Source organism: Streptomyces sp. PH10-H1, assembly GCF_030063355.1.
GTDB lineage: Bacteria > Actinomycetota > Actinomycetes > Streptomycetales > Streptomycetaceae > Actinacidiphila.
Map to the genome: position 1 here is coordinate 101541 of NZ_JASISZ010000005.1, position 23792 is coordinate 125332.

Genomic DNA, 23792 nt, shown 5'->3' on the forward strand with positions numbered 1-23792 from the left:
TCGCTGAGGCGACCTCGCGGCGGCCTCCTGCGAGCCGGCCCGGTCGCGCCGCCCGACCGCCGGGCGAGTGACCGTACGCCGGTTCGGCCGTCCCGGGAAGAACGCGGGGCTCGTCAGCGCTCCCTGAAAGGGCAGGAAGCAACGAGCAGAAAGAGAGCCGTCATGGCGGATCAGCCGCACACCGAGCAGAGCAGCGCCCGTGGGCACACGGTCGAGATCGAGCAGGGCACACTGCACGTGCGGGTCGAGCACGCCGGTCAAGTCCTCGCGGACAGCCACCGGCCACTGCTGCTGCGCGAGACCGGCCTGCCGGTGCGGTACTACCTCCCGGCAGCGGACGTCCGAATGGACCTGCTGACACCGTCGGAGAGCCACACGTTCTGCCCCTTCAAGGGCACGGCCTCGTACTGGTCCCTGCCGGACGGCGCCAAGGATCTCGTCTGGTCGTATCCGGAGCCCATCCCCGAAGTCGCCCAGATCAAAGATCACCTCTGCTTCTACGACACCGCGGTCGTCACCGACGAAACGTAGTACCAACACCTCCGACCGCCGTTTGCTCCACCGCACTGCGGTGGCGATGCTTCAATTCGCGGTCGCATGCCCGGCTCAGGACACTAGGGAATCCTCCACTCCTGGGCCTTGTTGCCGGGGGTGCAGGCGGTCATGGTGAGCTGCCTGCCCAGACCCTCGTCGGTCAGGCAACGGTCCCCCATGTAGTCCTTGAGGTAGTAGGCGCCCGGTGTACTTGCGCCCTCCACCTTCCAGTTCGCCAGATAGCTGAAACGGTCGAGAGGGACACGTTCCCGTTCGTCTCCTGGACGAGGTCCGGGCCACTCATGTTGCACGGATTGAATTGGTGCCAACTGCTGGGGACGGAATGCACCCAGCCGTAGGCGGTCGCGCCGCCCATGATCACTGCGGTGCCCCCTGCCAGACCGTCCTTGGCCAAGCCGACCTTGCCGCCGTCGCCCACGTTGACGATGGAGCCCCAGTTCGTGCCGCCGCAGCCCTTGGGCTTGGTGGGCGTCTGCGCCGGAGGGCCGGGCTCGGGCGTCGAAGCAGGTGGGGCCGGAGAGTTGGCCGGAGGCTCGGTGGCGCCGCCGCCACGCGGTGGGTTGCCCTGCCCGCCCGCCACTCCGCCGCTGCCCGGCACCAGGTTCACCGGCTGGTTCCCGGTGCTCGGTGGGACGGTGACACCGGGGGGAGCGGCCGTGCCGGTGCCGGCCGTCGAAGCCCCGGGCGACGGCGCACCGGTACCCCCTGTATTGGACGCCGAGGCGGATTGCCGCGGATCGGGCGCGTTCGCCTCGGACCGGTAGGGGGTCCGGTCGATGAGCAGGACCGTACTTGCACCCGCCGTGATGATCACCGGGATGATGAAGGGCACCAGGAAGCCGCGCCGCTTCCAGCGCGGGGCCCGCTCGGCAACAGCGCGGGACCCCCCCGGCTCTGCCGACGTCGTCCGCTGCGGGGGCGGCGACCACGGGAGCAACGGGGGTGGCGTCCACAGGGGCGGCGGGAACAGCAGGAGCAGCGGGAGCAGCGGCCACAGACCCGTCGCCGATCGCAGCACGCGCTGCGGCCGCCATCGCGGCGTCGTCGAAGCGGTCCTCGGGCCTCTTGGCCAGTGCGGTGGCGGCGAAGTCGCGAACCGCCTGGGAGAAGGCGGCCGGGAGTTCCGGCGCGGGCTCCCTGATGTGCTTGAGCACGATTTCGAGCACGCTCTCACCGGTGAACGGAGCTTCTCCGGTGAGCAGTTCGTAGCAGACGACGCCGATCGAGTAGAGGTCGGAAGCCGGGGTGGCGGCCGCGCCCTCGGACTGTTCGGGGGCCATGTAGAGAGCAGTGCCGAGCACCGCGTGAGAGGCAGTGATCTTGGTGCTCGCCATGGCGCGCGCGATGCCGAAGTCGGTCACCGTCACCTGGCCGTCGCCACGGAGCATCAGATTGGACGGCTTGAGGTCACGGTGCACGATGTCCTGCTGGTGCGCGGCGTGCAGCGCGTCCAGCGCCGTGGCGAGGAGGCCGAGCGCCTGCCCGGCCGGCATCGGCCCGTTCTCCGCGAGGACCTCGTGCAGCGGCTGTCCGTCGATGAGTTCCATGACGATGTAGGCGACCCGGTCCTCGGAGTCGTCGCCGTTTTCGCCGTAGTCGTGGATGTCCACGATGCCGGGGTGGCGGAGTGCGGCGAGCAGTTGGGCCTCGCGCCGGAAGCGTGAGGCGAACGTGCCGTCCTCAAGCAGCGCCGGATGCAGGATCTTGACCGCGACCTGCCGCGCCAGCACCTCGTCGTCGGCGCGCCAGACAGCGCCCATGCCCCCGCTGCCGATCCGCTCCGTCAGCGTGTAACGGCCCCCGAGCACAGTCCCCCGACCCCTCGTACCTCGCCCCTCGTGTCATTTCTTCCGCCGCGGCGGATCGTCGGTCGCACAGTTTGCCGAGGAGGCCAACCCCCTCACCTATGTCACGGACTGTCCATCAGTTCCCTGCACCGTCCATGTCGTCGGCACCGACATCGACGGCGTCGTCGGGCCGCAGGGATCGCCAGATGCTGTCGGGGAGAATGCGCGCGGCCTGGTCGAGGTCGAGGTCGTAGGTGTTGGACAGCCAGCGGCGCGCTGCCTCGGCGACCGGGCCCATGATCAGGACCTCGATCAAGGGGCCCGGGATGGGGATGATCTCGCCTCTTGTGATCCGGGCCTGCATCCAGTCGGCCATGTCCGCCAGCTTGATGGCCTTGACGGCGTGGATCTCCTCGGCATGCGCGGCCAGATAGCCGGAGTAGGCGGAGGCGTGGAGGAAGAGAGCGGCTTCCCGGTGCTCCGCGGTGAAGCGCAGGTAGGCCAGGACGAGGGCGCGGACCCCGGTGCGGGCGGTACGCGTGCGGCTCAGCGCGGCAGTCATCTCGTCGAACAGTTGCTCCATGCACCGGGTGTAGAGCGCGGCGGCGAGGCCGTCGAAACTGCCGAAGTGGTGGTAGAGGCTGCCCTGGCTGACTCCACTGGCCGCGGTGACGGCGTTGACGGTGAAGCCCTGCCGGCCCGACTCGGCGAACAGGTACAACGCCGTGGTCAGGAGCTGGTCGACGGTCGCCTAGCCCCGTTGCTGCTTAGGAGACATCGCCGGACCGCCGATCGACCACGACGGTCTCCTCCACGACCGCCCCCACGACCTCATTCACCATGCCGGCCGGCCTAGATCAGAACTAGAGAATTTATCTAGAAAACCTCTCCACAGCGGGCGTCGGCCGGTCCACATTCCGGCCATGGCTGGTCACGAGTCCGATCAGACGCCCGGCCCTCCGGGCATCGTTCGGTGATCGTCGCGTTCCGGCGCACGAAAAAGCCCGCTGATCTGGAGTTTCCTCCAACCCAGCGGGCTTTCAGCACCCCAGGGACTCTGTCGAGTCCAAGCTCCACACCGCCGTGTGCTCCGGCAGGACCACCCTGGCTGCCGCGCAGAGCGCGATCGTCACGGACTGGTCCACGGCACTGGCGAAACTCGGCCTGGGCTGACGGAGCCCCGCACGGAGACGGATCACGCGGGGCTCCCTTCAATGCTCTGCTCACTGACCCGCGCGCCGAGGGCGACGCGGGTCAGTGGATGCGGAGAGGGTCAGCCGATGCCGACGGCGGCCAGGGCGGTGGTCCAGTCGGTGGCGATGGCCTGCTGGGCGGGGGCGAGCTGAATCGTTCCTGCACAGACCGCCTTGTAGAGCTTGAACTCCACGGTGTCCTTGTCGCCGGCTGTCGAGCCGCCGGCCTGGTAGCGCGGTTCGGGCCACAGGTTCTGCGGGCTGCGGGGGTCACCGCCGAGGCTCAGGTTTATGAGGTGGTCCTCTTCGTAGTCCGCGGTGGAATTGTCGGCGTACCCGTATTCGGCTATCTGCTTGACCTTCAGGGCGTTGGTGTAGCTGGTGGGCGGCCGGATGGAGGTGCTGTAGCCGCCGACGCAGATCCTTGAGTGGATCGTCGCCTGTGTGACGGCCGGGTTGAGGGCGCCGGGCTGGCAGGTGGCATCGGGCAGCGGCAGGTAGGACTGCGAACAGACGGACGCGGCCGTCGCGGTGGCGGTGCCACCGGTGACGGCGATGAGTCCGGCGGCCGTGAGAGTGAGCGCGGCCGCGGTGGCGGTCAGGCGCAGAGTCGGGCGCATGGGGGTCTCCCGCGAGTTGGTGCCCGGGTGGGGCCGGGCGGCTTCCGGTATGACACCACCCACCGCATCTATGCGGGTAGACCTCTGCGGTGAACATCAGACGACCTCCACGTACTCCTCACGCACACATGGCACGCGCTTGGTGAAGGCATGGGGTTATGAAGGGAGTTGTTACACGGGGCGGGCCCGGCAGCAGCATCCAGGTGGCGGTCGTACACCCGGCGTTTGTCCCGCGCCGACAGAGGGTCATTGGAGGCAGGCCGGTTCGCTCCGGTGTTGTCAGTACGGCACCCGTTCCGGCGGAGCGGTGACTCACCGGAGACCGCTGCCCGGGCGGTTACTTGACGGAGCCGGCCATGACCCCCTGCACGAAGTGGCGTTGGAAGGCGAAGAAGACGACGAGCGGGACGATGAGGGAGAGGAAGGCCCCCGGGGCCAGTACATCGATGTTGGATGAGAACTGCCGCATCTGGGACTGCAGGGCGACGGTGAGGGGCTGTGATCCGCTGTCGGCGAAGATCAGCGCGACCAGCATGTCGTTCCACACCCACAGGAACTGGAAGATGCTCAGGCTGGCGATCGCGGGTTTGGCCACCGGCACCACAAGGCGGGTGAAGATCGCCCACTCGGTCGCCCCGTCCATACGGGCGGCCTCCAGCATCTCTCGCGGGATCTCTGCGAAGTAGTTGCGGAGGAGGAAGATCGCGAAGGGCAGCCCGTACGCGACATGGAAGAGGATGACACCGGTGAGGGACCCGAAGAGGCCGACCGCGCCGAACAGCTTGGCGACGGGGAGCAGGCCGATCTGCACGGGGACCACGAGCATGCCCACGACCAGTACGAAAATCCAGTCCCGGCCGGGGAACTCGAGCCAGGCGAAGGCGTAACCGGCCATGGAGCCGAGCACGACGACGGCGATGGTGGTGGGCACGGAGATGAGGACCGTGTTCCAGAACGCCTGCGTTATGCCGCTGTCGGCAAGGATGGTGGCGTAGTTGCCGAAACTGAGTCCTGCTGGGTGAGTCAGCGTGGTCCACCAGCCGGTTGTGGCATTGTCCTCGGCCGGCCGAAGGGACGAAATGAACAGGCCGAGTGTGGGGACCAGCCAGATCAGGGCAATGATGATCAGCAGGCTGTGAATGATGCCGCCTCTCAGCCGGCGCGCGAGTCCGGCGGCGCGGCGGGACTGCGGCGCACGATGTGTTGTCGCCGGCGACGGGCTGAACGACGCGGGCGCCGTGGTCCGATCCGCGGCGGCGGCGCTCTGATGCACGGTCATGCCTGGCTCCTGCGGAAGCGTCGGATGTTGAAGATCATCGCCGGGACCACCAGGAGCAGCAGCACGACGCCGATGGCACTGCCCAGGCCCTGGTTGTTGCCGCCGCCGAACGAGACCAGCCACATCTGCAGGGCCAGCACGTTGGCGTCCTGCTGGACCGGTCCGGGAGCGATGATGAAGACCAGGTCGAAGACCTTCATCACGTTGATCACGAGGGTCACGAAGACCACGCTCAGCACAGGAGCAAGCAGCGGAACGGTGACCCGCCGGAAGATCTGCCACTCGCCGGCGCCATCTATGCGCGCCGCTTCCAGTACCTCCCTGGGCAGCGCGGACAAGCCCGCGCCGATGAGGACCATCGAGAAGCCGGTCCAGATCCACAGATAGGCGCCGATGATGGCCGGTGTGACGAGGGTGGGACCGAGCCACGAGACGCCGCCGTAGGGCTGGGCGAAATTGCTCGCCGGCAGACGCACGCCGTAGTCGCCCTGCTTCAGGCCGGTGAACCGGAACGTTCCGTCGGACCCGGTGGTACCCCGGGCGACCACATGTGCGCCGCGGGTGAGTTCGACGGCCATCTGCGGCAGTCCGTGCTCCAGCGGATCGATCTGCTGTGGCCTGCCGCGCCCGCCGGGCGCGAAGTCCAGGTACACGGTTCCGGCTACCGTGTCGTTTCCGGCCGGGGAGCTCTGGGCCTGCCGCGCGCCGGCGGGGAGGGATTCGGGCCGAAGGCCGACCAGCCCGAGTGTGAGGGTTTGGCCCGGCCGGACGGTGTGTGCGGTGCGGTAGGAGCCGTCCTTCTCTGCGGCCAGCACCGTTTCGTCCCGGGCTCTCGCCCCCGGGTATGAGGATTCGTCGACGAAGAGGTGGTGCGTTCCGACGGTGATGGCATTGAGGACGCCTCGCTGTGGGTCCTGCTCGTAGACGAGACGGAAGGTGATGCCGGTGGCGAGGAAGGAGATCGCCATCGGCATGAAGATCAGGACCTTGAACGCGGTGGCCCAGCGCACCTTCTCGGTGAGCACCGCCAGGATCAGGCCGAGGCAGGTCAGCACTGCCGGCGCGACCACGACCCAGATGGCGCTGTTGCGGATGGCCTTGAGGGTGGCGGGGTCGTGGAACATCTCGCTGTAGTTGCCCAGACCGATGAACCGGTCTCCCGACGCGTCGAAGAGGCTGCGGAAGATGGAGTAGAGAACGGGGTATCCCACGAGCGCCCCCAGCAGGAGCAGTGCGGGGAAGGCGAAGACCACAGCGGTGACCTTGCGGCGCCGGACGGAGCGTTGCCGGGGCGAGCGCCCCCCGTCCCCGGCCGTGGCGTGCGACGCCTGACGGGTGATCACGGACATGTCGCTCCCTCAGCTCTTGTAAGCCTTGGCGGCCGCGGTCTCCAGCGCCTGCGCGGTCTTCAGCGGGGTGGACGGGTCGCGGAGGAAGTCCTGCAGGATCTTCCACTCGCCCGATCCCTGGGTGCCTCCGAAGGCGGCCGGGGCCTGGTCGGACATGTCGAAGCGGACCGTGTCGCCGGCGTCGACGAGAGACTGGGCGGTCTGCCGGGTGGTGTCGTCCGGGTAGGCGGAGGTGTCGAGTTTCCGGTTGGGTGAGAGGTATCCGCCCTCCTTGGCCCAGATACCGGCGGCCTCGGGGCCGGCCAGGAACTCGATGAGCTTCATCGCGGCCTTCGGGTTCTTTCCCGCCTTGAGCGCCACCGCGGCGTCTCCGCCGCCGACCACCGGCTTGACGCCGCCGGTGACTGCGGGGAACGGGAAGAACTTGGCGTCCTGGCCGACCTTCTTGTGCAGCGACCCGGAGATCAGGCCGCTGACGAAGTCACCTTCGTAGACCATGCCGGCCTTGGGGGTCTTGCCGAAGACCTGGTTCACCGATTCCGGGAAATCGGTCTGCAGCGCGCCCGAGCGGCCGCCGGACATCAGGCGGTCGTTGGAGAAGAGCCGGCCGAGCGTGGTCAGGGCCTTGACCACGGTGGGGTCGGTCCAGGGGATCTTGTGCTGCGCCAGTTCGTCGTAGTGTGTCGGGCCGGCCTGCGAGAGGTAGAGGTTTTCGAACCAGTCGGTGAGCGGCCAGCCGGCCTCACCGGCGACGGCGAACGCCGGCAGTCCGGAGTCGGAGACGCTGCCGGCGGCGGTGAGCATCTCCTCGAATGACGTGGGGATCGTGACTCCGGCGTCCTTGAGGGCTTGGGGGCTGTACCAGACCGTGGACTTGTTGGACCCCTTGAAGTACAGCCCGTAGAAGGTGCCGTCGACCGTGCCGTAGTTCTTCCACGCCTTGGCGAAGTTCGTCGCGACGGTCGTGCCGATCTGCGGGGACAGCGGGCTGAGCCAGCCCTTGCGGGCGAACTGCTGGAGCACGCCCAGCTGCGGCACCATGACGACGTCCGGGGCGTTGCCTCCCTCGATCTTGCTGCCGATGATCGTCGACACGTTGTCGCCTGTGGAGACAAAGGTGGTCTTGGCGCCGGTCTTCGCCGAGAAGGCGTCCAGCACCTTCTTGAAGTTCGCCTGTTCCACACCGGTCCACACGGCCGCCACAGTCACCGTCTGGCCCTTGAGTTCCTGCGTGCCGCCGGCGCTGTCGGTGGTGTTCTGCCCGCCGGAGCAGGCCGTCGCCGCCAATGCCAGGCTGAGTACTGCCGCGGTCGTTGTCGCTATGCGCTTCATTGCCGGTGTCCTTTCGTGGGTGCCGTCCCGGGCGGGAGCGGCCGAGGGGTGGTGCGCCGTCCGATGTGGTGCCGGTCAGGAGGTGGGCAGGCCGCCGACCCACCAGGCGGCGGTGTTGGCCGGCAGCGTCCCGGGCGGGCAGCCGGCACTGGCGAGCAGCGGGATGCCGGGGACAGGGGCGGGAACGGGGTCGTCGCCGAAGTTGACGGCGCAGACCATGCCGTCGCCCCGGACGAACGTCAGGACCTGTGGTGGGGATTCCAGCCAGCGCAGACTGCCCTCGCCGAGCTGGGGAAGCTGCCGGCGAAGGTTCAGCCCCTCGCGGTAGAGGTGCCAGAACGATCCGGTGTCGCTCAGCGCGCGGTCGGTGGTGTGCTCCGCGAACCAGGCCGGCTGCGGAAGCCATGGCTGCACCGTGCTTCCCGGGGCGGTGAAGCCGAAGGGTGACGCGTGACCGGACCACGGCAGCGGGACCCGGCAGCCGTCGCGGACGTAGCGGCGGGAGCCGGTCCGGTGGAAGATCGGGTCGGTCAGGGCGTCGTCCGGCAGGTCCAAAACCTCGGGCAGGCCGAGTTCTTCACCCTGATAGACATATGCGGCTCCCGGCAGCGCCAGCATCAGCAGCGCTGCGGCGCGCGCCCGGGTGGCACCGAATCCGCCCGTGTCGCCGTCGTACCGGGTGACGGTGCGGACCTGGTCGTGGTTGTTGAGTACCCAGGTGACGGTGGATCCGGTGCCGGCGATGTCCCGCAAGGCGTCGTCGATGACCTTGCGGAACTCACCGGCGCTCCACGGTGCGCTCAACAGGTGGAAGAAGAAGGCCTGATGCAGCTCGTCGGGGCGTACGTAGGCGGCTTGGTCGGCGGCGGTCGGCACCGAAACCTCGCCAACCAGCAGCCGGTCCAGGCCGTCGCGTGCGGTGTACTCCTCGCACACCGCACGCCAGCGACGCCAGACATCGTGTACCTCGGGCTGGTTCCACGCCAGGGGGTTCACCGAGTCCCTGGTGCGCTCGTCGGCCGCCGGGTCGGGTGAGTCCGGCAGCTCCGGGTGACGGAACAGGCCGGCTGCCACGTCGATCCGGAAGCCGTCGACGCCGCGGTCGAGCCAGAACCGCAGGACGTGTTCGAAGTGGCGGCCGACTCGGTGATCACGCCAGTTGAGGTCCGGCTGCTCCGGAGTGAACAGATGCAGGTACCACTGGCCGGGCCGGCCGTCGGTTTCCCGGACGCGTGACCAGGCCGGTCCGCCGAACATCGCCCGCCAGTTGTTGGGCGGGAGTTCTCCGTCCTCGCCTCGGCCGTCGGCGAAGTGGAACAGGGAACGCGCGGGGTCGGCCGGGCCGCCTGCCAGCGCCTCTTGGAACCACGGGTGGGCGCTGGAGCAGTGGTTGGGGACGATGTCGATGACAACCTTGAGCCCGAGCCGGTGGGCATCGGCCACCAGGCGGTCGAATTCGTGGAGGTCGCCGTAGAGCGGGTCCACCGCGCAGTAGTCGGCGACGTCGTATCCGTGGTCGTGCTGCGGCGAGGGGTAGAAGGGGCTCAGCCAGATGCCGTCGACTCCGAGCCTGCGCACGTACGGCAGTCCCACACGCACTCCGGCGAGGTCGCCGACGCCGTCGCCGGTGCTGTCGAGAAAGCTCCGGACGTACACCTGGTACACGACGGCGTCACGCCACCAGGGCTGCGGGCGGTCGGCGGGAGTGTCCGTCTCGCGGCGGATGGAGTCCTCGACTGGGGCTGTGAACATCCCGTCACCATTCTGAATCCGGGCGCGCGAACTCGTCGGCGCTGGCGCTGTGAGAGGCGATCCGGTGTCGCTTTCCACCGCCTGCGGGCAGTGCGAAGCGACGCACCTGGTGCGATCGCGGAAGGGTGATGCGCCTGTGACGACAGAACTCGTCAGGACCGGCGTTATGCATACATGTTAAGTAGATGAGTCAGGGAGGTGTCAAGAGAGCTACACGAAAGTGACCTACAGGGAGAGAGTTATGATCGCAAATGGATCTAATGTCCGAGTACTGGGGGGCGGCTTCGCTAGTTAACAAGTAACTAAGCGGCTCGCTGGTTGCTCCTCACGCCCGGGGCTCAACCGCCGCGGACGACGTCCCCGAGTTCCCTGTTCAACCGCACGATCGCCTGCTGGGGGGTCAGACGCAGCGCCAGCGCATCGTGAGTGACGGCCGCGACGACCAGACTCACCTGCTCGTAGCGGGCGCTCTTCGGCCGCGGCCGGGCAGCCCTGACGCTCTCCTCGAGGACCGGGAGGTAGGGGAATCGCCGGATCAGCTCCGGATCGGAATACAGCGACGCCCACACCGGAGGCAGTGAGCCCTCCGTCAGAACCCTGCGCTGCACGCTCTCGCTCGTCAGGTAGGCGATCAGGTCGGCGGCGGACCGCCGGTGCTGCGAATGGGTGTTGACCGCAAGGTTGGAGCCGCCCAGTACGCCGGCCCCGGGGCCGTCAGGACCGGGAAGCGGCACCACGCCGAACTTGCCGGCCACCTTGGAGTCCTTGGCCGAGGCGAGACTGTAGACGTAGGGCCAGTTGCGCAGGAACAGCAGCTTGCCGCTCTGGAAGGCCCGCCGGGACTCCTCCTCCTTGAAGGTGAGCGCCGCTGGTGGGATCCAGCCCTCCCGTACACCCCGGACGAGGAAATCGATGCCCCTCAAGGCCGCCGGGGAATCCACGGTCACCTGGCGTCCCTCACCCGACAGGATCTCGCCCCCGGCGGACTGGACCGCCTCGACCACGTTGACCGTCAGGCCCTCGTAGGGCAGGAACTGTCCGGCGTAGCCGTCGATGCCGTACTTGGCGGCGACGGTGGTTGCCAGCCGTTCCAGCTCGGCCCAGGTGCGCGGCGGCTTCTCACCTTCGCGGTCCAGGAGGTCCTTGCGGTAGTACAGCAGCCCGGCGTTGGTCACGTAGGGCATGGCGTACAGCCGGCCGTGGAATGTCGCGGTCCCGGCGACGGAGGGCAGCAGGCGGTTCAGGGGCAAACCGCGGCTGTCCAGCGGGGCGATCCACCCCGAGCCGGCGAACTCCGACGTCCACGCCACGTCGATGTTGAGCACGTCGAAGCGATCACTCCCGGAACGAAGACTGTCGGCCATTTGCGATCGCACTTCGTCCGCGGCCTCGGGCAGCTCGATGAGCTTCACCCGCTCCGAGGGATGGGTACGATTCCAGCCGTCGAGCACGTCCTTGAGGTATCCGGTCAGGTCACGGCCGGTCACCAGGGTCATCGGTCCGCGGCCGTCGGAATCGGACGGTCCGTCCGCCGCCCGGGCGCCGGGGCCGGCATAGCCGGCCAGCAGCAGGGCGCCTGCGAGCACTACCCTGCCCGCGGTTCGCGCCCAGCGCATCGATTCCTCCCGGGCAGTCGTCCTCGGCCGCAATATGTACCGCTTCGCCGACGCGTCATGTATACCTGCTGGAGTTGCGCGATACTAGGGCCTGCGGTCAGCGGTCTCACCAGGCGGCGCGCATCTCTAACAAGTAGGTAGCCGGGGAGGAGATCCGACACCGTGCGTCTTCCTCTCATGGCTCTTCTGGCCAAGGGTCCCGCTCACGGCTACGAACTCAAGCAGGCTCTGGAGAAGATCTTCGGAGCGGCGTACCCTCAGCCGAACGTCGGGCAGATCTATGTGACGCTGGGCCGGCTGGAACGATCAGGACTGATCGCGGGCGAAGAGGTCGCCCAGTCCGACCGCCCCAACAAACGCATCTACGAGCTCACCGAGGCAGGACACGAGGCTGTCGCGGCCTGGTTCGACGAGCCGTCCAACGAGCCACGGGTACGCGACGAGTTCTTCATGAAACTCGCGCTGGCTCCGCAGGCCGGGCAAATCGATGCGGTCGCCTTGATCAACAAACAGCGTCGCCACTACCTGAACCTCATGCGTGCCATGTCCCGGCTGGCTTCGGGCGAGGACCGGGACAACCGCGTCGCGCAGCTCCTCATCGAGGGCGCGATGCTGCATCTGCAGGCAGACCTCGACTGGCTGGAACGCTGTCAGGAGGAGCTCGAATGAGACGAAGCGATCCGTCCGCCGGCCCCGCGCCGCACATACTCAGCGTCGAGGGACTGACCAAGACCCACATGACGGACGGCGGCCAAGTGCCGGCCGTGCGGAGTGTCGATCTGCAGATCGCGCGTGGCGAGTTCGTCGCCGTCACCGGGACCTCAGGTGCCGGGAAGTCCACTCTCCTGCATCTGCTCGGCGGTCTGATACGTCCGGACAGCGGCCGTATCCACCTGGACGGACGCCGGGTGGACGGCTTCAGCGAGGCCCGCTGGGCTGTACTGCGGCGACGGCGCATCGGCATCGTCTTCCAGTTCTTCAACCTGGTCTCCACCCTGACGGTGGCCGACAACATCGAACTTCCCGCTCTTCTCGCCGGAAGGACACCACGGCAGGCCCGTGCGGCGCGTGAGGAACTGCTGTCCCTGCTGGGGCTCAACGGCAAGGAGGACAGCCTGCCCAGCGATCTGGCCGGCGGGGAGCAGCAGCGGGTGGCGCTGGCGCGAGCCTTGGTCAACCGCCCCGACATCCTGCTCGCCGACGAGCCGACCGGCAGCCTGGACAGCCGGGGCACCCGGGAAGTGATCCGGCTGCTCTCGCACTTCCACCAGCAGGGCCAGACGATCGTGCTCGTCACGCACGACGCCAAGGTGGCCAGCACGGCCGATCGGGTCATCAGCTTCTTCGACGGCCGGATCACCGACGACACCACCTTCGACGGACCGGCGGTCCCGCCCGTGGCCGCCGCGGACGTCGTCGAACTGACGGGCTGAGCCGGTGCGGGCCACTGCGCGCTGGGCGCTCGCCGATCTGCGCACCCACCGCGGCCAAGCGCTGTCGATCACTCTGGCCACGGCCGGTATCGTCGTCGCCCTCCTGATGTCCGTCGCACTTCTGGAATACGCCGCCAACCCGTGGCAGAGGCTGTTCACCTCCACCCAGGGTGCCCATGTCTGGCTGCGCACCACCGACGACGCGAACACGACGAGTCTGGCCGGCCTGGACGGTGTCGAGGCGTTGTCGGGCCCGTTCAGTACCGTCAATGTGACCGCGAGGCACGGTGGGGAGAAGGCCGTCCTCGGCCTGCGCGCCATACCGGGGGCCGGAGAGCCGAAGGTGGCCCGTCCGGCGCTGAAGAGCGGCCGCTGGCTCGACGGAAGCGCCCAGGACGGTGTCGTCCTGGAGCAGTCGGTCGCCGCCGCGCTGTGGGTGCAGCCGGGCGACTATCTACGGGTGACCGATGGCACCGGCCACGACCGCGATCTGCGGGTGGTCGGGGTGGCCGAGACGGCCGAGCCGCGATTCACCGGCGGAGGCCCGCCGGGCATCGGCTGGGCACCGCCCCAGGCCGTGAGCGGCCTGGGCGCTGGGAAGAACAGCGTCGGACAGACCGTCGGACTTCGTTTGAAGGACCCCGGCGACACCGATTTCATCGTGCAGCGTGCCGTCGAAGCCGCGGGTTCCGACCATGTGGTCTCTGTCTCGACCTGGCGCGACGCACGCTCCGACGCAGAGGGCGACAACCGCCTGCTCGGACTGCTGCTGGGAATCTTCGGCCTCGGCGCTCTGCTGGCTGCCGCTGTCGCGGTGACCGGCGGCGTCGGCAGCCGGGTACTGGCCCAGGTACGGGACATCTCCATCCTCAAAGCGGTCGGCTTCACCCCCGGGCAGGTCGCGCGCATGTTCCTGATCCAGCACGCCTTCCTCGCCGTGCTGGGTGTCGCCTGCGGGGTGGCGTCCACGCAGGCGCTCGGCACGCGCCTTCCGGGGCCGATCGGCGAGGCGATGAAACTGTGGCAGGCACTGCCCGAACACCGGTGGACCCTGGCGTACACCTGCCTGTCCACCGTGGCCGCGATCGCGGCCGCCACCGTGCTCGCCGCATGGCGCGCCGGTCGCGTCCCGCCGATACCCGCCGCCCGCACCGCGGCCCCGGGCCGCCACCGGATGTCGCGCACCGCACGACTGGCACTGCGCCTCCGGACACCTGCCGTGCTGGTCCTGGGGTGGCGCGGTGTCTCCCACCGGTCGGCGCGTTCCACCGCATCCGTCGCGCGGCTGACTCTCCCCCTGCTCATGATCACCGTTGCGCTGGGGACCCTGGCGACACTCGACCGGTTCACGAACGCCCCCGAGCAGGTCGGCCTCGCCGGGCAGCTGTCCGTGCGAGCGGACGGGCCCGACCAGACCGGTCTGGAACCGCTGCTGACACGACAGCCCGGTGTCGCAGCGGCCTATCCGGCGACCGAGGTCGCGGCCCTCGCGCCGGGCCAGAGCAGAATGATCACCCTGCGCGGGGTGGGCACGTCCCAACGCCAGTACCCCTTCGCCGCGGTCGAGGGCCGTGCCGCCACCGGGCTGCACGAAGCGATGGCGGGGCAAGGACTGCTCGACACCCTTCATGTGAGTGTGGGCCAGTGGGTGCGCGTCACGGTCGGCGGGACGCCTCAGATCCTGCACCTGGTCGGGCGCACCATCGAGCCGGAACACAACGGCGTGGTCATCTCAACCTCTTTGGACACCCTCCAGGAGCAGGACAGGACGCTCCGCGCCCAGTTCTACGAACTCCGGCTGCGTCCCGGCGCCGATCCGTCCGCGGTACGAACCGCTCTGCTCGCCGGGCACAGTGGCCTGGAGATCCGTAAGGTTCCCAACCCCGCCGAGGACCTGCTGCCCATCCGCGGTGTGGTCGCCGGACTCATCGCCGTCCTGGTCCTGATCGGTCTGGTCGAGCTGTCCACCGTGATCAGCGCCACCGTTCGCGAACATGGCCGGGATCTGCGGGCCTATCGATCCATCGGCCTCACACCCCGGCAGACGGTGGCGATCGTCACGACCAGCACCGGGCTCATCGCCCTGGCCGCGGCGGCCGTCGGCACCGTGCTTGGTGTCGTCGCGTCGAACTGGCTGATCAACCTCCAGGGCCGGTCGAGCGGAATCGGCGCCGGCATCGCGCGGTCACCCTCGGCCGGCTCCCTGGCGATGACCGCCGGCGCGGCGATCGCGATCGCCGTCGCCGCCTCCGTCCTCCCTGCGGCAAAGGCCGCTCACCGCACCTCGCTCGCGGGAATGGACCTGCGGTAGAGCCGGCTTCCGGACGACTGCGGCCGGCCGGTCTCCGCGCCTGCCGGAAAAGGTCATACCCGGTCCGCGGCACCGGTGTTGTTCCCACCTCACCAGTCGGCCTGCGCCGCCAGTTCCTGCGCCAGCTTCTGAACGGCTCCCGCGGAGAGCGACGTGCGGCCGTCCTCCCCCGCCACCGTCACGACGACCAGGATGTCCCCCGAGCCTGTGGTCGGCAGCTCCACGGAGACGACGTTACCGCTCGGCGTGAGCGTGCCGGTGCGCGGCTGGGCGTCCTGGAGCTTCTTGACGTAGGGGGCCAGGTCGTCGCGGCGCATCCCGGCGTCGCGCTGGATCAGCGGGAGCATCATCGGGAGCGCCGCACCCTTCTTGCCCGTGCCGACCGTGTAGACCTCCACCGGCTCGGACCCGATCCGGTAGTTGCAGTACAGGATCGTGCCCTGGTTCTGCGCCAGCGGAGAATCCGCGCCGACCGTGTGCTCGGTGTCCGCGCTCACCGTGTCGGAGCCGGTCGCGGGAACGGCGTTCCCGGCCGCGCCCGCGCTCTTCGCCGCCTTGGCGATGTCGTACGGCACGGGACAGGTCGTGGCCGGCTTGGCGTGCACGGCGTCCGCGAGCTTCACCAGCCCACCCCGCGAAGCCACGGCCACTTCCCGGACATGGGGACCGGTGCGCCTCATGCACGGGATGAACGTCGTCTACGGCGACACCGACGGCGACAATCGCGACGAGGCTGCCATCTACGTCGGCTGCAGTGACGGATTCACTCAGAATGGGCAACTCGTCGCCGGTTACGTGGTGTTCATCCATGCGGGAGACCGCCTCGCTGTCATCGGCTCGATCACCCCGCGACAGAATCCGCCGGGCGTATACCCCACGGCGCTCACGCAACTGGAGTTCGCACCAGGCCGGATCGTCGTGCAGGAGAAGTGGTATCGGCCCGCCGACGCTCATTGCTGCCCAGCGGTGGCGCCACCACCGTCTGGACCCGCGAGGGAAACCGGCTGACACCGGGCGATCCCCACATCACCTCCTGACCGGACGGGGCGGGCGGCCACACACGACGGCACCTTCGGCCCCTGCCCGGAGCCGTGCCTGCCCCGAGACCCCGAGGCGGTCTGCCTCCACGCTCTGTCCGCCCACCCCCTGCTGCGGCGGAACGCCGCGAAAGACCGTGCTCGTTCACTTTGCCCCCGGGCGAGTGGCCGTAGCGGGCGATCGTCTTGGTCAAGCGCTTCTCGTCAGCGGCCTCGACGAGCGCGGTCATCTCTCCGTCAACGGGTGACCGCGCCCGTCAAGGCCGGCTCAGATGAGGTCAGCCACAGGCGCTTGCGCTGTTGTAGTAGGCGATCTGATTGCCGTGACCGTTGTCGACGTAGTAATAGCGGGCGGCGCGATCGAAATACTCGGACTTGAGCATGCCGTTGTAGATGGCGAAATGCTGGCCGGAGTCCATGACAAGGTGAGAACTGGCTGCACCGAAAGTCGCGTTACCGACCACGCCGTCAGGGTACAAGCCGTGCGCGGACTGCCACTTCTTGGTTGCGGCAGTGGTGTCGTTCCCGAACCAGCAGTCAACCGACATTACGTATGGACATGCGTTATCTCTCCTGAACTGCCCATGAGGGAACTCCCCCACGCCTGAGGCGCCAAACCGCGTCCGAGGGACGCTGCCCGCTGACTTGATCGTCACGGCATGGAGGATCTTGCGACACGGCCGCCCTGCGCTGCAAACGGCTCGGCGCGTGAGACGTCCCCTACTCGTCCCACGCCCCTGACCTGGGGTTTGGGACGTCTCTAGTCCTACGCGCGGGGCGCCATCCCCCGCCTGACGGGCAGTTCACAGCCCCGAGCGGTAGCGGTGTTCGGGGCGGCCGGTCGTGCCGTAGCGAAGTTCCAGATGGACCATTCCTTCCCGGGTCAGGTAGGACAGATAGCGCTGCGCCGTTGCCCTGGAGACCCCGGTGAGTTCGGCGACGTCGGTTGCCGACAGATCGGCGCGGGCCGAGCGCACCGTCTCCCAGACGCGGGTCAGGGTCGGTGCCGAGTGGCCCTTGGCCGGGACGGGTGGCAGCGAGGTGGGCCGCGTGGCACTGAACAGGGCGTCCACTTCGGCCTGGTCGGTCTCCGCCTCCGGTGGAAGGGAGTCCAGGCGCCGGCGTAGCGCCTGATATGCCGTCAGCCGTTCATCAAGCGCGGCGAATCCGAAAGGCTTGACGAGGTAGCCGACGACGCCCAGCGTCATGGCGGTGCGCACCGAGGCGACATCCCGCGCCGCGGTGATCATGATCGCGTCGGGGCGGGATCCGCCGTCCTCGGTCAGCCGGCGCAGGACCTCCAGACCGCTGCCATCGGGGAGATAGACATCCAGGAGCAGCAGGTCGGGCTGGTGCTGCCGGACCGCATCCAGCGCGGCGGCGACACCGGCCGCCTGGCCGACCACTTCGAATCCGCCGGCCCGGGTGAGGTAAGCGGCGTGAATGGCGCTGACGCGGAAGTCGTCGTCCACCACCAGGGTTCTGATCACTGCCGTTCTCCCGTACGGACACGCGTGACTGCCCCGGCGCCCGTGACTGCCCCGGTGCCCGTGGCTGGTCCGACGCTCGTGACGGTCCCGGCGTCCATGCCTGGACCCACTCCGGCCGCCATCCCCGCGCCGACCGTGAAGACCTCGCTCAGCGGAGCGGGATCGGTGTCCGGCAGAGGCAGGAGCACGGTGAAGGACGCGCCGGGGCCCTCGGTGACGGTGATCGAACCGCCGTGCCGCTGCACCAGCCGGTGCACCAGGGCCAGGCCCAGGCCGCGGCGGGCTGTCCCCCGGTCCGGCCGGGTCGACCAGCCGTCCTCGAAGATCGATTCTGCCGCGCCGGGCGGGATTCCGGGGCCGGTGTCCCCCACGCTGACCAGCACCGCGGAGTCCGCTTCGATCAGTACCAGCCGCACTTCGGGCCCGGTGGCAGCGGAGCTGCCGGAAGCCGCCGCGTCCACGGCGTTGTCCAACAGGTTGCCGACGATGGTCAGCAGCCGGCGCAGATGCGGGGGCTGCTCACACAGCGCGGAGTCGTCGCTGAGCTCGATGCGCACCCCACGCTCGGCGGCGACCGTGGTCTTGGCCACGATCAGGCCGACCATCAGGGCGTTGCCGATGCGTTCCCGTACCGATTCGGCCAGCGCGGGTTCTGATACGGCCGAGCCCACCACGTACTCCAGAGCCGCCTCGCACTCGCCCATTTCCAGCAGGCCGGCGAGAGTGTGCATCCGGTTGGAGAATTCGTGCTGCTGGGCCCGTAGCGCGTCCGTCAGGCCCCGTACGGAGTCCAGCTCGCGCAGCAGACCGACCAGTTCTGTGCGGTCTCTCACGGTGACCACGGCGCCCAGTTCCTGGCCGTGCAGCACCACGGGCATCCGGTTGATGGCCAGGCAGTGGCTGTCGGTGAGCACGGTGAGGTCCACCCCGCTGAGGCTGCCGTCCAGGGCGCGGCGCAGCCGACCGTCCGGGATCACCTCCCGCAGCCGGGAGCCGAGTGCGGTTCCAAGTCCCAGCAGTCGTCGGGCCTCGTCGTTGACCACAGTGATCCTGCCGTACGGATCGAAGGCGACCACGCCCTCCCTGATGCCGTGCAGCATCGCCTCGCGGTCCTGGAGCAGCCCTGAGATTTCCTCCAGTTCCAGGCCGAAGGTGGAGCGTTTGAGCCGACGCGCGAGGACGTAGGAGGCGACGGAGCCCAGCGCGAGGGCCATCCCGGCGAACAGCCCGAAAGTCGGCAGTTCCCGCTTCAGCTCGCCGATGATCTCCTTGTCGCGCAGTCCCACGGAGACCTCGCCGACGAGGGTGCCCGTGGGCCCGTAGAGAGGGGCCTTGCCGTTGGCCGAACGGCCGGTGGCGCCCTGGTCGATCCCGGCGTGGTCCTTCGTGTCCAGCGCCATGATCGGTTCTTCCACGCGCTTGCCGATCAGATCGGGGTGGGGGTGCGAGTGCCGGATTCCGTGCAGGTCGATGACGACCACGTAGGAGGCGTCCGAAGCGGCCCGGATCCGTTGGGCGATGGTCTGCACGACACCGTTCCCGCCTCCGTACTCCATGGCCTGCTGGATCTGCGGGTCGGCGGCAGTGGTGTGCGCAATGGCCAGCGCCCGCTGCTCGTACTGGCGATCGAGCTGAGCACGCTGGGCGAAGGCCAGCAGGACGAAGCCGATGGCGCTGGTGACACCGAGGATCGCCAGTTGGCCGATGAGGATGCGCGTGGAGAGCTTCCTGTTACCACGCTGTGAAGGGTTCTGCTCACGGAGCGGCATCGACGGCACCTCCCTCAGCACGGCCGGGGTTGCGCAGATCGTGCCTGGTGAGAGCCGCCTTGTCCACCCCCGGTGCGCTGAGCACAACGTGCAGAACCTCGATGAATGCGGGGAAACCGCGCAACGCGCGCAAGGCTCGCCGCCCCGCGGCCGCCGCTCTATGTTCTCGGCACCCCCCGGAAACGCCGGCGAAACGCCGGTGAAACGCAAGCGGATCACCGGGTGTATCCGGCTTTACGCGACACCGCATCAGCGGTCGAACGAACGGCACCACGAGCAGTCCCAAGGCGGTGCGAATAGTGAACGAGACAGCGAGCAGCGCGGTTCCCGCGATCGAGCTGCGCGGTGCGACCAAGAGGTTCCGCACTCCATCGGGCGGGATCTACACCGCCCTGCGCGATCTGGACATGACGGTCGCACCGGGCGAATTCTGCGCGGTGGTCGGACCGACCGGCTGCGGAAAGTCGACCACCCTTTCCCTCGTCTCCGGTCTGGAGCAGGCCAGCGTCGGCCAGACCCTGATCCATGGCGAGCCGGTCAACGGTATCGACCCCCGGGTCGGCTTCATGTTCCAGACCGACGCCGTCTTCCCGTGGAAGTCCGTGCTGGACAACGTCGCCGCCGGGCCGCAGTTCCGTGGCGCTCCGAAGAAGGAGGCCGTGGCGAGGGCCCGCGACTGGCTGCGCCGAGTGGGCCTGAGCGGATTCGAGGACCGGCTTCCGCACCAGCTCTCCGGCGGCATGCGCAAGCGTGTGGCCCTCGCCCAGACGCTGATCAACGAACCCGAGATCCTCCTGATGGACGAGCCGTTCTCTGCGCTCGACGTACAGACCCGGCAGATCATGTCCGACGAACTGCTGTCGCTGTGGGAGCTGACCCGGCCGGCCGTCGTGTTCGTCACCCATGACCTGGAGGAGGCGATCGCACTCGCCGACAAGGTCGTGGTGCTCACAGTCGGCCCGGGCACGGTGAAGGACACGTACCACATCGACCTGCCACGGCCCCGCAAGGTCCAGGAGATCCGCTTCCACCCGCGCTTCATCGAGCTGTACGAGCACATCTGGTCGAGCCTGCGCGACGAAGTGCAGACGGCGTACGCCCGCACGGCGGGTGTGCCCCCGCAGAAGGCGGGCGTCCCCTCATGACCGAGCTGATCTCCACAGCAGCGCCCTCCGTCCCCGGGAGCAGCAACATGACCGCAGACACCGAACCCCCCGGCCAATCCGGCCTTTCCGGCCTTTCCGACCCTTCCCACCCTTCCAACCAATCCAACCAATCCGATCCTTCCGTCCTCTCCGACCTCGACGAGGCGGCGCTGATCCGTTCCGCCAAGGCGCGCGTGCGCCGTCGCAAACTTCTCATCCACGTGGTGCAGATCGTCCTCGTCGTCGTGGTGCTCGGCGGCTGGCAACTGGGCGCCTCGCAGGGCTGGCTGGACACCTTCACCTACGGCTCGCCCTCCGGCGTCGTCGACCAGCTGAAGACCTGGTTCTCCGAAGGGACCGCGCTCGGCTCCATCTGGCACAACATCGCCGTCACCCTGCAGGAGACCGTTCTCGGCTTCCTCATCGGGACGGTCTCCGGAGTGGTGCTGGGCATCGCCCTCGGCCGGATCCATGCGCTGGCCGAGGTCATGGCGCCGTTCATCAAAGCCGCCAACTCGATCCCGCGCATTGTTCTCGGCTCGATGTTCATCATCTGGTTCGGCCTCGGCCAGACCGGCAAGGTCGCCCTGGCCGTGGTGCTCGTCTTCTTCTCGGTCTTCTTCAACGCCTTCCAGGGGACCCGCGAGGTGGACCGCAATCTGATGGCCAACGCACGGGTCCTCGGTGCCTCCGAATGGCGGGTCACCACGCAGGTCGTCCTGCCCTCTGCGATGACCTGGATCGTCGCCTCCCTGCACGCCGCCTTCGGCTTCGCGCTCATCGGCGCGATCGTCGGCGAGATGCTCGGCGCGCAGGCCGGACTCGGCCAGCTGATCGCCCAGTCGCAGGGCCTCTTCAATGCCGACGGTGTGTACGCCGCGACCCTGATCATTGCCGTCCTGGCTCTGGCCGCCGAATTCATCATCGCCCGCTTCGAGAATCGCGTACTGCGCTGGCGGCCCACCCAGCTCTCCGAATCCGCGGCGCTGTGACCTTGATCCCCGCCGCGCGGCGCCGACCCGCCGCTACCTGTCCCCCGCTCGACTCACCCGAAGGAGACCAGCAATGATGCCGGTCAAGAAGTCCGTTCTCGTCACCGCATGTGCCGCGCTCGCCCTCTCCCTGACCGCCTGCGGCGGGGGCGCCGCCAAAGCGGCCCCGAAGAACGCCGCCGGTGAAACCACCGTCAAGATCATGGTCGGCGGTCTGGAGAAGCAGATCTATCTGCCGGTGATGCTTGCCAAGCAGCTGGGTTACTTCAAGGCGCAAGGCATCAATGTGGAGCTTCAGAACGAGCCGGCCGGCGTGGACGCAGAGACCGCGATGATCGCCGGACAGGTGGACGCGGTGGTCGGCTTCTACGACCACAACATCGACCTGCAGTCCAAGGGCAAGTCCACCGAATCGGTGGCGCAGTTGCTCCAGGCCCCCGGAGAGGTCGAGATGGTCCGCAGCGACCAGGCCGACTCCGTGAAGAGCCCGGCCGACTTCGCGGGTAAGCACCTGGGGGTGACAGGACTCGGTTCGTCCACCAACTTCCTCACCCAATACCTGGAGGAGAAGAACGGCGTCAAGCCGGGACAGGCCACCTCGGTGGCGGTGGGAGCCGGCTCCACGTTCGTCGCCGCGATGCAGAACAAGCAGATCGACGCCGGCATGACGACCGAGCCGACCATCTCCATGCTCCAGCAGAAGGGCCTGGCCAAGCCCTTGATCGACATGCGGACGACGGACGGCGCCAAAGCCGCCCTGGGCGGTACATATCCGGCGTCATGCCTGTATCTGACCACCGGCTACGTCCAGAAGAACCCGGAGGCGGTGCAGAAGCTCGTCAACGTGTTCGTCCAGACGCTGAAGTGGATCCAGGGTCACAGCGCCGCCGAGATCACCGACAAGATGCCGGCCGACTACTACGCGGGCGTCGGCAAGGACGTCTACACCAAGGCCCTGGACAACGAGAAGGGCATGTATTCGCCCGACGGCCTGATGCCCGCCGACGGCGCACAGACCGTGCTGAAGGTGCTCAGCTCCTTCGACCCCACGGTGAAGGGCCACACCATCGACCTGTCGAAGACCTACACCAACGACTTCGTCCAGAAGGCGAAGTGATCTGAAGACGGTCGCTGCCCGGAGCCGGACGACTCCGGGCAGCGACCATACTGCTGTCCCGGTCGGGTCATCCGGGCGCTCTGACTTCCGGGCGACCGCCAGGGCGTCCGACCTCGGCGGACCGCGGGAGTCCGGGCCCCGCCGAGTCGAGACGCACGCCCTCAGATACCCGCGCCAGAGACTACGTCTGACACAGGATCTGTCAGCTGATCAAAGACGCTACAGCGCGTCGACGGCGCTGACCTTCCAGCCCTGGGATGTGCGTACGAGGGTCATCCGCACGCGGTTGAGGTCCAGGCGCGGGCCTGCGACCTTGGTGCTGGTGGTGACCTGGTTCATGAACAGCAGGACGGTCACCTTGTCGGCCGAGCCGGAGAGCACCGAGACCGCCGGGGCGCCACCGGCCGGGGGTTTCGCTACGGTGGCCTTGACCACGCCGTGGTACTGCGCGGCGGTCGGCTTGACCACGGTCGTGGTCGTCTTGCGGTACTGGTCGCGGAAGGAACCCGTCAGGAAGCGATCCGCGGCGGCGAAATCCCGGTCCAGGTACCGGTAGTCGTACGACAGGATCACCGGCGCCGCCGTCAGCACCGCGGCCAGTGCGTCCGCCTTCGAGTGGCGCGTCCGCTCGGTCTCCCGGTACTGCCAGCCGAGCATCGATGTGGCGAGCAGACCCGCCACGACCAGGACGGCGAGTACCGCGCTGAGGAGGCCGGACCGCCGGCGGGACGGTTTCGCCGCCGCCGTTGCCTCCTGCTCCCTCTGTTCCTTGCGCGGCTCCTGCGCGGGCGGCTGCCGCTGCCCTTTGGGAGGCTCGGCCGTCTCCGGGGGCTCGACCACGACCACTCTCCCGAAGAGCTGCGCACGGTGTGCCTTCTCGGCTCGCTTGGCCGCGGCGCGGGCGGCGGCCGTCACGGAACGCTGCCGAGTCGTACCGGTGCCGGCACGCCCTCGAACAGACGGGTTCACCACGATGTTTCTCCCAACTGGCGTTACGGGTGGGGGGAGGTGTCCG

Annotated in this window: 21 protein-coding genes; 8 read left to right on the forward strand and 13 right to left on the reverse strand. The window is 68.4% G+C overall.

Going from position 1 to position 23792, the window contains the following annotated elements; all coding sequences use genetic code 11:
* Nucleotides 1–162: 162 nt before the first annotated feature.
* Nucleotides 163–531: a DUF427 domain-containing protein gene (locus QMK24_RS05345; protein ID WP_283463960.1), complete on the forward strand. Its 369-nt coding sequence runs from the start codon at nt 163–165 to the stop codon at nt 529–531.
* Nucleotides 532–614: 83 nt separating this feature from the next.
* Here QMK24_RS05345 and QMK24_RS05350 read toward each other — a convergent pair whose 3' ends face one another.
* The 8 genes from QMK24_RS05350 to QMK24_RS05385 all read right to left on the reverse strand — a co-directional run bounded on the left by QMK24_RS05350 (nt 615) and on the right by QMK24_RS05385 (nt 11483).
* Nucleotides 615–2363: a protein kinase domain-containing protein gene (locus QMK24_RS05350; RefSeq protein ID WP_283463961.1), complete on the reverse strand. Its 1749-nt coding sequence runs from the start codon at nt 2361–2363 to the stop codon at nt 615–617.
* Nucleotides 2364–2478: 115 nt separating this feature from the next.
* The gene (locus QMK24_RS05355) at nt 2479–3075 is read right to left on the reverse strand and encodes a TetR/AcrR family transcriptional regulator (protein WP_283464063.1); all 597 of its coding nucleotides are present in this window, start codon (nt 3073–3075) and stop codon (nt 2479–2481) included.
* A gap of 540 nt (nt 3076–3615) precedes the next feature.
* Nucleotides 3616–4155: a hypothetical protein gene (locus QMK24_RS05360; RefSeq protein ID WP_283463962.1), complete on the reverse strand. Its 540-nt coding sequence runs from the start codon at nt 4153–4155 to the stop codon at nt 3616–3618.
* Nucleotides 4156–4492: 337 nt separating this feature from the next.
* Nucleotides 4493–5434, reverse strand: coding sequence for a carbohydrate ABC transporter permease (locus QMK24_RS05365; RefSeq protein WP_283463963.1), 942 nt, complete (start codon nt 5432–5434; stop codon nt 4493–4495).
* Nucleotides 5431–6783 carry a carbohydrate ABC transporter permease gene (locus QMK24_RS05370; protein WP_283463964.1) on the reverse strand — a complete coding sequence of 451 codons (1353 nt, stop codon included), beginning with the start codon at nt 6781–6783 and terminating at the stop codon, nt 5431–5433. The genes QMK24_RS05365 and QMK24_RS05370 overlap by 4 nt, the downstream gene beginning before the upstream one ends.
* 9 nt (nt 6784–6792) lie before the next feature.
* Nucleotides 6793–8115, reverse strand: coding sequence for an ABC transporter substrate-binding protein (locus tag QMK24_RS05375; protein ID WP_283463965.1), 1323 nt, complete (start codon nt 8113–8115; stop codon nt 6793–6795).
* Between the two features lie 75 nt (nt 8116–8190).
* On the reverse strand, nt 8191–9867 hold the full coding sequence (locus tag QMK24_RS05380) for a glycoside hydrolase family 13 protein (protein ID WP_283463967.1): 1677 nt from the start codon (nt 9865–9867) through the stop codon (nt 8191–8193).
* 338 nt (nt 9868–10205) lie between these two features.
* On the reverse strand, nt 10206–11483 hold the full coding sequence (locus tag QMK24_RS05385; RefSeq protein WP_283463968.1) for an ABC transporter substrate-binding protein: 1278 nt from the start codon (nt 11481–11483) through the stop codon (nt 10206–10208).
* 162 nt (nt 11484–11645) lie between these two features.
* Between QMK24_RS05385 and QMK24_RS05390 the strand changes: the two genes are divergently transcribed.
* Genes QMK24_RS05390 through QMK24_RS05400 form a run of 3 tightly spaced genes read left to right on the forward strand, consistent with a single transcriptional unit; the run spans nt 11646 to nt 15227 of the window.
* Complete coding sequence (locus tag QMK24_RS05390; protein ID WP_283463970.1) at nt 11646–12152, forward strand: PadR family transcriptional regulator; 507 nt, start codon at nt 11646–11648, stop codon at nt 12150–12152.
* Nucleotides 12149–12916 (forward strand): ABC transporter ATP-binding protein, encoded by a 768-nt coding sequence (locus QMK24_RS05395; RefSeq protein ID WP_283463971.1) that lies wholly within the window; start codon nt 12149–12151, stop codon nt 12914–12916. The genes QMK24_RS05390 and QMK24_RS05395 overlap by 4 nt, the downstream gene beginning before the upstream one ends.
* A 4-nt stretch (nt 12917–12920) precedes the next feature.
* Entirely contained in the window at nt 12921–15227 is a 2307-nt protein-coding gene (locus QMK24_RS05400) for an ABC transporter permease (protein ID WP_283463972.1), read from the forward strand.
* Between the two features lie 89 nt (nt 15228–15316).
* Here QMK24_RS05400 and QMK24_RS05405 read toward each other — a convergent pair whose 3' ends face one another.
* The gene (locus QMK24_RS05405) at nt 15317–15871 is read right to left on the reverse strand and encodes a hypothetical protein (protein WP_283463973.1); all 555 of its coding nucleotides are present in this window, start codon (nt 15869–15871) and stop codon (nt 15317–15319) included.
* Between the two features lie 43 nt (nt 15872–15914).
* Between QMK24_RS05405 and QMK24_RS05410 the strand changes: the two genes are divergently transcribed.
* Entirely contained in the window at nt 15915–16235 is a 321-nt protein-coding gene (locus QMK24_RS05410) for a hypothetical protein (protein WP_283463974.1), read from the forward strand.
* A gap of 307 nt (nt 16236–16542) precedes the next feature.
* On the opposite strand, the gene QMK24_RS05415 is transcribed toward QMK24_RS05410, so the two are convergent.
* From QMK24_RS05415 to QMK24_RS05425, 3 genes are all read right to left on the reverse strand, one after another.
* Complete coding sequence (locus tag QMK24_RS05415; RefSeq protein ID WP_283464064.1) at nt 16543–16812, reverse strand: peptidoglycan-binding domain-containing protein; 270 nt, start codon at nt 16810–16812, stop codon at nt 16543–16545.
* Nucleotides 16813–17067: 255 nt separating this feature from the next.
* Nucleotides 17068–17754 (reverse strand): response regulator, encoded by a 687-nt coding sequence (locus tag QMK24_RS05420; RefSeq protein ID WP_283463975.1) that lies wholly within the window; start codon nt 17752–17754, stop codon nt 17068–17070.
* The gene (locus QMK24_RS05425) at nt 17751–19523 is read right to left on the reverse strand and encodes an ATP-binding protein (RefSeq protein ID WP_283463976.1); all 1773 of its coding nucleotides are present in this window, start codon (nt 19521–19523) and stop codon (nt 17751–17753) included. Before QMK24_RS05425 ends, QMK24_RS05420 begins: the two co-directional genes overlap by 4 nt.
* Nucleotides 19524–19822: 299 nt before the next feature.
* Here QMK24_RS05425 and QMK24_RS05430 point away from each other — a divergent pair, with 299 nt between their 5' ends.
* From QMK24_RS05430 to QMK24_RS05440, 3 genes are all read left to right on the forward strand, one after another.
* Complete coding sequence (locus QMK24_RS05430; protein WP_283463977.1) at nt 19823–20668, forward strand: ABC transporter ATP-binding protein; 846 nt, start codon at nt 19823–19825, stop codon at nt 20666–20668.
* The gene (locus QMK24_RS05435; protein WP_283463978.1) at nt 20665–21660 is read left to right on the forward strand and encodes an ABC transporter permease; all 996 of its coding nucleotides are present in this window, start codon (nt 20665–20667) and stop codon (nt 21658–21660) included. Before QMK24_RS05430 ends, QMK24_RS05435 begins: the two co-directional genes overlap by 4 nt.
* A gap of 73 nt (nt 21661–21733) precedes the next feature.
* Nucleotides 21734–22777, forward strand: a complete 1044-nt coding sequence (locus tag QMK24_RS05440; protein ID WP_283463979.1) for an ABC transporter substrate-binding protein — start codon at nt 21734–21736, stop codon at nt 22775–22777.
* A gap of 219 nt (nt 22778–22996) precedes the next feature.
* Here QMK24_RS05440 and QMK24_RS05445 read toward each other — a convergent pair whose 3' ends face one another.
* Nucleotides 22997–23692 carry a hypothetical protein gene (locus QMK24_RS05445; RefSeq protein WP_283463980.1) on the reverse strand — a complete coding sequence of 232 codons (696 nt, stop codon included), beginning with the start codon at nt 23690–23692 and terminating at the stop codon, nt 22997–22999.
* Nucleotides 23693–23792: the final 100 nt, after the last annotated feature.